Origin of the sequence: Pseudescherichia sp., from assembly GCF_032052675.1 — a bacterium.
Taxonomy (GTDB): Bacteria; Pseudomonadota; Gammaproteobacteria; order Enterobacterales; family Enterobacteriaceae; genus Pseudescherichia.
This window is the reverse complement of record NZ_DAMBWA010000003.1, coordinates 180,155-191,710: the sequence shown is the minus strand read 5'-3', so window position 1 is coordinate 191,710 and position 11,556 is coordinate 180,155. Positions and strand designations below refer to the sequence as shown.

9 protein-coding genes are annotated in these 11,556 nt (G+C 59.3%); 3 read left to right on the top strand and 6 right to left on the bottom strand.

Annotation, left to right across the window (positions count from 1 at the left end):
* Nucleotides 1-79: 79 nt before the first annotated feature.
* On the bottom strand, nt 80-955 hold the full coding sequence (locus RTX96_RS05760) for a protein bax (RefSeq protein WP_103820462.1): 876 nt from the start codon (nt 953-955) through the stop codon (nt 80-82).
* Nucleotides 956-1,269: 314 nt separating this feature from the next.
* Here RTX96_RS05760 and RTX96_RS05755 point away from each other — a divergent pair, with 314 nt between their 5' ends.
* Entirely contained in the window at nt 1,270-3,306 is a 2,037-nt protein-coding gene (locus RTX96_RS05755) for an alpha-amylase (protein WP_312670490.1), read from the top strand.
* A gap of 124 nt (nt 3,307-3,430) precedes the next feature.
* Nucleotides 3,431-4,687 (top strand): valine--pyruvate transaminase, encoded by a 1,257-nt coding sequence (gene avtA / locus RTX96_RS05750; protein ID WP_312670488.1) that lies wholly within the window; start codon nt 3,431-3,433, stop codon nt 4,685-4,687.
* Nucleotides 4,688-4,736: 49 nt separating this feature from the next.
* Here the strand turns inward: avtA and RTX96_RS05745 are convergent, their stop codons facing one another.
* From RTX96_RS05745 to aldB, 3 genes are all read right to left on the bottom strand, one after another.
* Entirely contained in the window at nt 4,737-5,147 is a 411-nt protein-coding gene (locus RTX96_RS05745; RefSeq protein ID WP_103820465.1) for a type II toxin-antitoxin system HicB family antitoxin, read from the bottom strand.
* 15 nt (nt 5,148-5,162) lie between these two features.
* On the bottom strand, nt 5,163-5,348 hold the full coding sequence (locus RTX96_RS05740; protein WP_103820466.1) for a type II toxin-antitoxin system HicA family toxin: 186 nt from the start codon (nt 5,346-5,348) through the stop codon (nt 5,163-5,165).
* A gap of 220 nt (nt 5,349-5,568) precedes the next feature.
* Entirely contained in the window at nt 5,569-7,107 is a 1,539-nt protein-coding gene (gene aldB, locus RTX96_RS05735) for an aldehyde dehydrogenase AldB (RefSeq protein ID WP_103820471.1), read from the bottom strand.
* A gap of 164 nt (nt 7,108-7,271) precedes the next feature.
* Between aldB and RTX96_RS05730 the strand changes: the two genes are divergently transcribed.
* Nucleotides 7,272-8,156 carry an ROK family protein gene (locus tag RTX96_RS05730; protein WP_103820472.1) on the top strand — a complete coding sequence of 295 codons (885 nt, stop codon included), beginning with the start codon at nt 7,272-7,274 and terminating at the stop codon, nt 8,154-8,156.
* A 102-nt stretch (nt 8,157-8,258) separates the two neighbouring features.
* Here the strand turns inward: RTX96_RS05730 and selB are convergent, their stop codons facing one another.
* The gene (gene selB / locus RTX96_RS05725) at nt 8,259-10,118 is read right to left on the bottom strand and encodes a selenocysteine-specific translation elongation factor (RefSeq protein WP_312670481.1); all 1,860 of its coding nucleotides are present in this window, start codon (nt 10,116-10,118) and stop codon (nt 8,259-8,261) included.
* A complete protein-coding gene (gene selA, locus RTX96_RS05720) occupies nt 10,115-11,503 on the bottom strand; it encodes an L-seryl-tRNA(Sec) selenium transferase (protein ID WP_312670479.1) in 1,389 nt (462 codons plus the stop codon). Before selA ends, selB begins: the two co-directional genes overlap by 4 nt.
* Between the last annotated feature and the right edge of the window lie 53 nt (nt 11,504-11,556).

Sequence of the window (11,556 nt, the reverse complement as noted above, 5' to 3'; positions counted from 1 at the left end):
GCGCTCTGCTTGCCGGGCCTACCTGTAAAAGCGTAGGTCGGGTAAGCAGAGCGCCACCCGACCATAACGGACTATAAGATTACATATGCGCTGCAATTAACCGCTGATTGTCCTGATACATGGCAAACAGGTAGCTGTTATAGCGCTGACCCTGCGTCGAATAGCCGCTGAGTTTGTGGATCATGTTACTGGCGGTCACTTCCTGATCCGCTTTACGCAGCTGCGCACGGGATTTACGGAACGACGCGTACGCCGGGTGGGTGTTGAGGTTAGCCGCGTAGGCACCCACCGACTCTTTTACCGAGTCAAACTGGGAGTAGCCTTTCACCTTGCCCGGGCCGTTGTTACAGCGACCTTTTGCACACTTCATGCCGAACAGGTTGTTGTTGCTGCGCGCCAGCTTTGACGTTCCCCAGCCGCTCTCGGCCGCCGCCATAGTGGCAACCATGCTGGCAGGGATAATGTCGACGCGATCCAGCAGCGTATTCCACGGAATGCGGCGGGTATTACCCGACCAGCTCACCTTGTAACGCGTAGCAATATCTTTCAGACGCGCACGCTCGGTCGGCGACCAGCGATTGTCGTACTGTTTAGAGATCAGCCAGTTGCGCTCAGCGGTAATCGCAGCATTTTGGCTAGTGATGTAGGGCATAACCGTCCGGAGAAACGCCTTTTTCCTTGGTGTTCCGGAAGGGTATTTTCGCAAATCAGGAAGTGAACTGCTCTTTGCACTATTGCGAGAATACTCTTGTTTACTGCTTGCCAGCTTACTACTAACTGTTTTACTGCTAACCTTTTTACTACTGCTTAACGTTTTACTGTGCTTATGACTGCTTGTGTGGGCTTTATAACTCGTTGTCTCTGCGTGCGTTTTCGCAATCGCCTCACCTGAAAATGCCGCGGTGAGTAACATGAGTATCGCAGCCCCATATCGTCGAATGGGAGTCGATATCATTAGGTCTCCTGGTCGGATTGATGCATTCCAACACCTTATTTTTACAAGATTTTGAGAGCGGAATCTCAAATTGTATCAAAAATACCCCTCGGGAGCACCCTAAGAAATAGTCCATTTCCTAATTGGTGTCATCAGCCAAACGGGTCTATAGAGGCAAAAATAGTCAAAAACTGTGTGGCCTCTCGCAAATTTCCGCTTAAATGTGAAGCAGATCGCTCAGCCTTTGACCTCCGCCCCGGCAAACGCCCGGCAGGGATGAGTTTGCCCAGCACAACGGGTGGCACACTAATGGAAACCCTGGAGAGGATGCCACTATGCAACGCTGTGCCCTTGCGCTTTTACTGCTTCCCATCACCGCCTGGTCCGAGTGGACCGCGCCCGGTTTTCCTGCGTTCACCGCTAACGGCAGTGGGGTTTACCACAGTGAGGCCACGTTCAAAAAGGGTACCACTCCTCTTACCTTAAAAAGTGACAATGCGTGCTGGCAGCCCGCCAGCGCGCCCAAGCTTAACCAGATGCTGTCGCTTCAGCCCTGCGCCGGTGACGCGCCGCAGTGGCGCATCTTTCGCGACGGCGACTATGCGCTACAGATAGATACCCGCTCGGGGACGCCAACGCTGATGCTGACGGTTGCCGCTCCACCGGAAGCAGAGACCGACAGCACCGCCCTGCGCCAGTGTCCGGTATGGGACGGCAAACCGCTGACGGTGGACGTGAGTAAAACCTTTGCAGAAGGTAGCCAGGTACGTGACTTCTATAGCCAGCAGGTTGCCACGGTGAGCGGAGGAAAAATTACGCTCCAGCCCGATGCCAAAAGCGGCGGCCTGCTGCTGCTTGAGCAGGCCGATACGCCTGCGGATGTTCCCTTTAGCTGGCACAACGCTACCGTCTACTTTGTCCTTACCGACCGCTTCGTCAACGGCGATCCGGCTAACGACAACAGCTATGGTCGCCATCAAGATGGCATGCAGGAGATCGCCACCTTTCACGGCGGCGATCTGAAGGGGCTGACCAGCAAGCTGGACTATCTCGCCGGGCTGGGGGTTAATGCGCTGTGGGTCAGCGCACCCTTTGAGCAGATCCACGGCTGGGTAGGCGGCGGTACCAAGGGCGACTTCCCGCACTATGCCTACCACGGCTACTACACCCTGGACTGGACAAAATTGGATGCCAATATGGGCAGCGAGGCGGATCTGCAGGCACTGGTCGACGGCGCGCACCAGCGCGGCATCCGCGTGCTGCTGGATGTCGTCATGAACCACACCGGCTATGCCACGCTGGCGGATATGCAGACTTACCAGTTCGGCGCGCTCTATTTGCAGGGCGAGGAGCGGCAGAAGATCCTTGCCGACAGGTGGACGGAATGGCGGCCCGCCGCCGGGCAGAACTGGCACAGCTTTAATGACTACATCAACTTTAGCGATAAAGCGGCGTGGGAGAAGTGGTGGGGAAAAAGCTGGATCCGCACCGATATTGGCGACTACGACAGTCCTGGCTTTGACGATCTCACCATGTCCCTCGCGTTCCTGCCGGATATCAAAACCGAATCCACCACCCCGTCTGGGCTGCCAGTCTTCTATCAGCATAAGCCCGACACGCGCGCCAAAGAGATCGCAGGCTATACGCCGCGCGACTACCTGACCCACTGGCTAAGCCAGTGGGTAGGCGAATATGGCATCGACGGTTTCCGGGTGGATACTGCCAAGCATGTTGAGATGGCCGCGTGGCAGCAGCTCAAGACGCAGGCAACGGCGGCGCTGGCAGAGTGGAAGCAGGCGAACCCGGAGAAAAAGCGTGACGATGCGCCATTCTGGATGACCGGCGAGGCCTGGGGTCACGGCGTGATGCAGAGCGAATACTATCGCCACGGCTTTGATGCGATGATCAACTTTGATTATCAGGAGCAGGCGGCGAAAGCTACCGAGTGTCTGGCAAATATGGTGCCGATCTGGCAGCAGATGGCGGATAAACTGCAGGATTTTAACGTCCTGAGCTACCTCTCCTCCCACGATACCCGCCTGTTCCGTGAGGGCGGGCAGCGGGCCGCTGAGCTTTTGCTGCTGGCCCCCGGCGCGGTACAGATTTTCTATGGTGATGAATCGGCGCGCCCCTTCGGCCCCACCGGCTCTGACCCGCTGCAGGGTACGCGGTCCGACATGAACTGGCAGGACGTAAGCGGCCAGTCAGCGGCCACCGTCGCACACTGGCAGAAGCTTGGGCAGTTCCGCGCTCGTCACCCCGCCGTGGGGGCAGGTAAACAGTCGCCGCTGGACCTGGCCCAGGGCAGCGGATTTATGCGTGAAAACGGCACAGATAAGATCATGGTGGTGTGGGCAGGGAAACAGAATTAACGTCTGACGGTGAGAGTGTCTTTAGCATAAAAACACGAAGCGCAGCCAGGCCAGCGATTTGCACCGGGCCTGCGCTAGCGTTAAGGTGTGCCAATTTTAAAATCAGACCGACAGATCACCTGCTATGACATTCTCACTTTTCGGCGACAAATTTACCCGCCATTCAGGCATCACGCGCCTGATGGAGGATCTTAACGACGGCCTGCGTACCCCTGGCGCTATTATGTTAGGTGGCGGCAACCCGGCGCAGATCCCGGAGATGACTGACTATTTCCAGAAGCTGCTGGCGGAGATGCTTGCCTCTGGCAAAGCCACTGATGCGCTGTGCAATTATGATGGCCCGCAGGGGAAATCCGAGCTGCTGGTGGCACTCGCCGATATGCTGCGTAGCACGCTGGGTTGGGATATTGCGCCACAGAATATTGCACTGACTAACGGCAGTCAGAGCGCATTTTTCTACTTGTTCAATCTGTTTGCTGGCCGCCGTGCCGATGGAACCACCAGGAAGGTGCTGTTCCCGCTGGCACCGGAGTACATCGGCTACGCGGATTCAGGGCTGGAAGAGGATCTCTTTGTCTCTGCCCGTCCTAATATTGAACTGCTGCCGGGCGGCCAGTTTAAGTATCACGTCGACTTTGAGCATCTGCACATTGGCGAGGAGACCGGTATGATCTGCGTCTCCCGTCCGACGAACCCAACCGGCAACGTCATTACCGACGAGGAGCTGATCAAGCTGGATGCCCTCGCCAACCAGCACGGCATCCCGCTGGTGATCGATAACGCCTACGGCGTGCCGTTTCCAGGCATTATCTTCAGCGAGGCGCGCCCGCTGTGGAACCCAAACACCATTCTCTGTATGAGCCTCTCCAAGCTGGGCCTGCCCGGCAGCCGCTGCGGTATTATTATCGCTAATGAGCAGACCATCTCGGCGATCCGTAACATGAACGGCATTATCAGCCTTGCCCCCGGCGGGATTGGCCCGGCAATGATGTGCGAGATGATTAAACGCAACGACCTGCTGCGCCTGTCGGAGACGGTGATCAAGCCGTTCTACTACCAGCGGGTGCAGGAGACAATGGCCACGCTGCGCCGCTACCTGCCGGAAGAGCGCTGTCTTATCCATAAGCCTGAAGGAGCCATCTTCCTCTGGCTCTGGTTTAAAGATCTGCCGATCACCACCGAGTTGCTCTACCAGCGTCTGAAAAAGCGCGGCGTGCTGATGGTGCCCGGCGACTTCTTCTTCCCGGGTCTCGACAAGCCCTGGCCGCATACCCACCAGTGCATGCGCATGAACTATGTGCCGGATCCAGATAAAATTGAGGCTGGGGTGAAAATCCTTGCGGAAGAGGTGGAGATTGCGTGGCAGGAGCGGACGAATTAACACCGTTGTAGGCCGGGTAAGCGCAGCGCCACCCGGTAAAGCATAGGATTCAGCGACTGGGTAGAACGCGTCTGGCCGCCTCAGCCAGAAAGGCGCTTCGGTTGCTGTAGTCGGGATGCTCACGAACAAAATGATCAATTTTCGTTAGCAATCGCTTCGGCAACGTAATATTGATTCGTTCTGCACGGCCATCAAACTGGTTGATATTAATATCAACCAGTAACCATTGCCCGTCTGTAAAATCAGCAGGATTATTTTTCAGATGCGCTTCTATCGATCCGGGGCCCGGGAGCGTCTCCTGGGTTTCACAAAGTAATTCAAAGTGTGCCGTTAAGGCCTCTTTCGCATCCTGAAAGGCATCATCTAGCGTATCGCCAGCAAAGAAACAGCCCGGCACATCCGGAAAGAAACCACTGGCGCTGCCGTCAGGATCGGCATGAATATAAGCCGGATAAAACATAGAGACTCCTGCATATTAAAGTTTTAAACCAGCCTGACGCCAAATCTGCGCCAGCGTACCGGGTTTAATGTCTTTTCGCGGATGCGGAACCGTCACAAGTCCGGTACGCGTTGGATGACAAAACTGATGATGGCTTCCTCTGACCCTGACCAGCATCCAGCCATGCCTTTTCAAAATCGTAATGACATCCTGGCTCTTCACATCCCTATCCTTCACTGGATTATACACATCATACACACAGTTAATGGCTACAGGATCACAATAGCGCATAACAAAAATGGAAGCAGTCAGAGGATTTTCAGGTTGGAAAGCGATACGAAAAGACACGTTGGAAAGGAGAACGCATTACAGTTTATTGCGAGCGGTCTGGTAAAGAGAGGTAGGCCGGGCAAGCTTGCGCCGCCCGGCTATAGGTAGGAACTCAGAACAGCCCGAGTGGTTTATCCGAGTAGCTCACCAGCAGGCACTTGGTCTGCTGGTAGTGATCCAGCATCATCTTATGGGTTTCGCGCCCGATGCCGGACTGCTTGTAGCCGCCGAAAGCCGCGTGGGCGGGATAGGCGTGGTAACAGTTGGTCCAGACGCGTCCGGCCTGGATGCCGCGACCCATCTTATAGGCCAGGCTGCCGTTGCGGCTCCAGACGCCCGCGCCCAGTCCGTACTGGGTATCGTTGGCTAGCTCCAGCGCCTCCTCCACGGTTTTAAAGGTGGTCACGGCGAGCACCGGGCCAAAGATCTCCTCCTGAAAAACACGCATGTTGTTCTGTCCGAAAAGGATGGTGGGCTCAAGGTAGTAACCCTCTTTCAGCTCGCCCTCCAGCAGCTTGCGCCGCCCGCCGGTGAGCACGTCCGCCCCCTCGTTTTTACCGATATCGATGTAGTTCAGGATGGTCTCCAGCTGCCCCTGGGAGACCTGGGCACCCATCTGGGTGACGGTATCCAGCGGGTTGCCGCTGCGGATGCTCTCTACCCGACGGATGGCACGCTCCATAAAGCGCTCGTAGATCGACTCCTGCACCAGCGCCCGGCTCGGGCAGGTACAGACCTCTCCCTGGTTAAAGGCAAACAGGGCAAAGCCCTCCAGCGCCTTATCAAAGAATGCATCCTCTTCGTCCATCACGTCAGCAAAGAAGATGTTTGGCGACTTGCCGCCCAGCTCGAGAGTGACCGGAATAATGTTCTGGGTCGCGTACTGCATAATCTGCTGGCCCACTTCGGTGGAGCCGGTAAAGGCCACCTTGGCGATGCGCTTCGAGGTGGCAAGATACTCACCAATTTCACCCCCGGCGCCGTTGACCACGTTCACTACGCCCGGCGGCAGCAGATCGCCCACAATCTCCATCAGCAGCAGCACCGAGAGCGGCGTCAGGCGCGCAGGTTTCAAAACGATGCAGTTCCCGGCGGCGAGCGCAGGCGCCATCTTCCAGCTTGCCATCAGCAGCGGGAAGTTCCACGGGATAATCTGCCCAACCACGCCCAGCGGCTCGCGGAAGTGGTAGGCCACCGTCTCGCTGTCTACCTCGCTGATGCCGCCCTCCTGGGCACGAATACAGGAGGCAAAGTAACGGAAATGGTCGATCGCCAGCGGCACGTCGGCCCCGCTGGTTTCACGGATCGGCTTGCCGTTATCCCAGGTCTCGGCGGTCGCCAGCAGCTCCAGGTTCTGCTCCATGCGATCGGCTATCTTCAGCAAAATGGCCGCCCGATCCTGCACGGAGGTATGCGCCCACTTATCTTTCGCCTTATGGGCAGCGTCCAGCGCCAGATCGATATCACGCTTGCTGGAGCTGGCAATTTCACACAGCGGCTGGCCGGTGACCGGGGTCAGGTTCTGGTAGTACTCGCCGTCGGCAGGGGGAACCCAGTCGCCGCCGATAAAGTTTTCATAGCGCGCTTTTAAGGTAAGAGGATAACCGTATTCGCCAGGCTGGATGCGGTTGGCGGGGGGATTGTTTGTCATGGCCGTCTCCTTGCAGGGGTGTCCTTCAAGGGTAGCCGCGGTGGATAAAAAAGAAGCAATCAGATTGCCGCTTTTCGACGCTGTTCACGTATTACCTTACTTTACATTCTCCCGCCTGGCCTGAGCCATAATTAAGCGTATGGAACCGGAAAAGGGAAATACCTATGCACTATTTTATTGGTTTTGATGTCGGGGGAACCCACATCAAGCATGGCCTGATCGACGAGCATGGTAAAGAGCTCTCTTCGGAGGAGTTCGACACGCCTGAGGACGAAGCGTCGTTTAAAAAAGCGTGGAAAGAGGTCGTTGAAACCTATCAGAAGGATCATGAGATTGCCGGTATCGGCGTCAGTTTTCCCGGCCATATCAACGTGCATACCGGCAAGGCGAAGAAAGCGGGCGCGCTGGACTTTATGGATGGCGCAAATCTGCACGATCTCTTCTCGACCCTCACCGATCTGCCCGTAGTGGTGGAAAACGATGCCAACTGTGCGGCGCTCGGCGAGCGCTGGCGCGGTGCCGGGCAGGAATTTGAGAACTTCGTCTGCATCACCGTGGGAACCGGCATCGGCGGCGGGATCATCGTCAACGGTGAGCTGTTCCGGGGTGTGCACTTCCACGCCGGTGAGTTTGGCGTGATCCCGGTCGGCAACAACGGCGAATGTATGCACGAGGTCGCCTCCGGCAGCGGTCTGATGAAAGCCTGCCGCCAGGCGCTGGCGGTCTCCGCCGACGAGCTGCCGCACGGTAAAGAGCTCTTCGAGCGGATGGATAGCGATGTCCATCTGCGCGAGGCCATTAACCAGTGGGCGCTCTTCCTGGCGCGTGGCGTCTATAGCGTCATCTCCATGTTCGACCCCGAGGCGGTGCTGATTGGCGGCGGGCTGAGCGAGCAGGAGAAGGTCTACCAGCTACTCGATCGTCACCTGGAAACCTTCGAGATGTGGGAGGCGCTGCGCGTGCCGATCCACCCCTGCAAGCTGGGAAATCAGGCGGGCAGATTAGGCGCAGTGTGGCTGGCAAAGCAGAAAATCACCCCAGATGAGTAAGTAACACTTGCCAGTTAGGCTGTTGCCCGGCGGCGCTACGCTTGCACGGGCCTACGGTCTGGCGTTTTTTGTAGGCTGGGCAAGCGTAGCGCCGCACGGCATTCAGGCAATAACGGCCGGGCCAGCCGGGAACAGCAGGGCGTCGCGCAGCAGGTGATCGTTGCCGCGTCGGCGGGTAAAGCCGATGCGGTCGAAATATTCGAGGATCTGAATGGCCAGCTTGCGTCCGACGTTGAGCCGGTCGCGGAAATCGGCGGCACAGGTTGATCCGCGCTCGCCGTCCAGCTCACGGATCAGGTTCGCAAAGGCCACAATACGATCGTTACGGTAGTAGCGATCTTTTACGATCGCCACGATCATCCCCTGCTGTGCCGCCTGATGCAGAACACCGCGCATAGCCTGCTCGTCTGCCCCTACCTCCCGCGCCAGGTCACGCACCCACCAGGGTTCATCCGCAAACAGCGTGGCGGCTTTCTGCCAGACAGCCTCCTGCTCAGGAGTGAAGCCCGCTTTATGATCCGGCAGGTGCAGCCAGCCGTGATGGCTGTGGATATCTCTGCTCTCCCGCATCCGCTCGATGAGCGTCAGTACTAACGCCTCGTTCTCCATCGGCAGGGCCATGCGGCGCAGACGCTCGCGGCCTGGCCCCGGCTCGTCCCGGTGCTGCGCATGGTAGGTCGCCAGGGTATCAAGGATCTTGCGCTGCCAGCGGGCGGCGACCGCGGCGCTAATCAGGCTGTTTCCGGCCTGGATCAGCTCTGGGCTCTCGGTCAGTGCCGTCATCCCTTGGGCGTTAAGCTGTCTCTCCCACGCGAACGACGGCAGATCTACCGCGCCGCGGGTCAGGTGCACCGCCAGCACGCTGGCATCGTCACCTGCTGCTGCCAGCGCGGCGATCCACGCCAGGTACTCCGGCTTACGTTTGCCCCGGCGCGGCGGATTGAGCGTGACCACCCGCGCGCCGGCCAGCGTCACGCGGGCAGAGATATCCCGCAGCACCAGCCGATCGTTATCCGCCAGCCACAGCGGCGTATCCAGCACCAGCTCGGCCAGGTTATCTTCGAGCAGCGAGACGCGGCCCGTCACGTGGCTGGCGGCATGGTGAATGTGCAGCGGCTGCCACTGGCCCAGCGGCGCGTGGGTGTGCAGCGCCACGATCAGCCGTGTCACAGGCTCGGGCGGCGCCTCGGCCAGCAGCCAGTCGCCGCGGCTGATAGCCTCTTTTTCAGCATCGCCCGCAATGTTCAGGGCGATACGCTGCCCGGCGTGGGCCTGCTCTACCGGCTGGTTTTGGGCGTGCAGGCCACGCACGCGCATCGGCCTGTTTACCCCGGTGAGCCACAGAGTATCACCTACCCTTACGCTGCCGGAGAGCGCCGTGCCGGTCACTACCAACCCTGCCCCCTTGACGCTAAACGCACGATCGATAGCGAGGCGGAAACGGTGCTCAGCCGTCTGCTCGCGCTCGGGCAGCGCCAGCAGATGCCCACGCAATGCCTCAATCCCAAGGCCCTGCGTCGCGGCGGTAGTAAACAGCGTGGCTTGCGGGTAGCCAAACTCCGCCAGCACGCTGCGCACCTCGGCCTCGACTTCAGCTATCCGCGCCGCGTCCACACGATCGGCCTTGGTGAGCGCCACGGTCAGCGCCGGGTTGCCGGTGAGCTGCAAAATCGCCAGATGTTCACGGGTCTGCGCCATCACGCCGTCGTCACAGGCGACCACCAGCAGCGCCCCATCGATGCCGCCGACGCCTGCCAGCATATTGGCGAGAAATTTCTCGTGGCCCGGCACGTCGATAAACCCCGGCACGCGCCCGTCCGGCTGCGGCCAGTAGGCGTAGCCGAGGTCGATGGTCATGCCACGCTTCTTCTCTTCCGGCAGCCGGTCGGCGTTGATACCGGTGAGCGCCTCCAGCAGCGTCGTTTTGCCGTGGTCGACGTGCCCGGCCGTTGCAATAATCATTTCAGTAACCTGTTCAAAAAGCGGGATTCATTGTCAAGGCAGCGCAGATCGAGCCACAGACGACCGTCGGAGATGCGGCCAATGACCGGCTGCGGTAGCGTGCGCCACTGGGCTGCCAGCGCCTCGAGGCGGCTGCCGCGTCCGTCGCGGGGGGTAAAGGTCAGCGCCGCGCTGGGTAGCCTGTCAACCGGCAGCGAGCCGCTGCCGATTTGCGACTGGCAGGCTTCAACCTGAACCAAAAACTCAGCGTAGCGGCTCTCCAGCGCGGGCTGCAGCCGCTCGGCCTGCTGGCGGATATCGTCCGCGCTGCGGGTCAGCAGGCGCAGCGTCGGCAGCCGTTCGGCCAGCTTCTCCGGATGCAGATAGAGCCTGAGCGTTGCTTCCAGCGCGGCGAGGGTCATCTTATCCACCCGCAGGGCGCGCTTAAGCGGGTGCTGCTGGAGCTTCGCAATCAGCTCGCGCTTGCCGATGATGATCCCCGCCTGCGGGCCACCGGGCAGCTTATCGCCAGAGAAGCTTACCAGGCTGACGCCTGCGGCAATCATCTCCTGCGGCATCGGCTCTTTCGGCAGGCCGTACTGGCTGAGATCGATCAGCGAGCCGCTGCCCAGGTCGGCCACTACCGGTACGTTCAGCGGCAGGCCGAGCTGCACCAGCTCCGCCTCCTCCACCGCCTTGGTGAAGCCGGTGACGGCATAGTTGCTGGTATGGACCTTCATCAGCAGCGCCGTATTCTCGTTCACCGCCTCACGATAATCTTTGGCATGGGTGCGGTTGGTGGTTCCTACCTCATGCAGCATACAGCCCGCCTGACGCATTACGTCTGGAATGCGGAACGCTCCGCCAATCTCCACCAGCTCGCCGCGCGACACCACGACCTCTTTGCCGTTCGCCAGCGCGGCCAGCATCAGCAGCACCGCCGCCGCGTTGTTATTGACGATGCAGGCATCTTCTGCGCCGGTCAGGCGGCAGAGTAGATCCGCCACGCCGCGATCGCGATGGCCGCGCCCGGCCTCATCAAGGGCGTACTCCAGGGTCACCGGGGTACGCATCGCCTCGGCAACCGCGTCGATGGCGACCTCCGCCTGCAGGGCGCGCCCGAGGTTGGTATGCAGCACCGTGCCGGTGAGGTTAAATACCGGCCGTAGGGCGCGGGTTTCATGCTGCGCCAGTCGGCTCTCGGTTGCCGTCGCCCAGTCCGCGCACCAGGCGGGCAGCGTCTGGGTTTCACGCACTGCAAGACGGGCCTCATCCTGAAGCTGGCGCAAGGTATCTACGACGCGGCGGTGACCGAAGGTGTCGACTAAGGCAGCAAACGCGTCGGCACGCAGCAGACGATCGGTTGCCGGGATCTGGCTGAAAAGTGAGCGTGATTCAAGGGTCATGACAAAGCCTGCAGTAGATTACCCCTCCCGTCGGAGAGGATTCGACGTGAAGG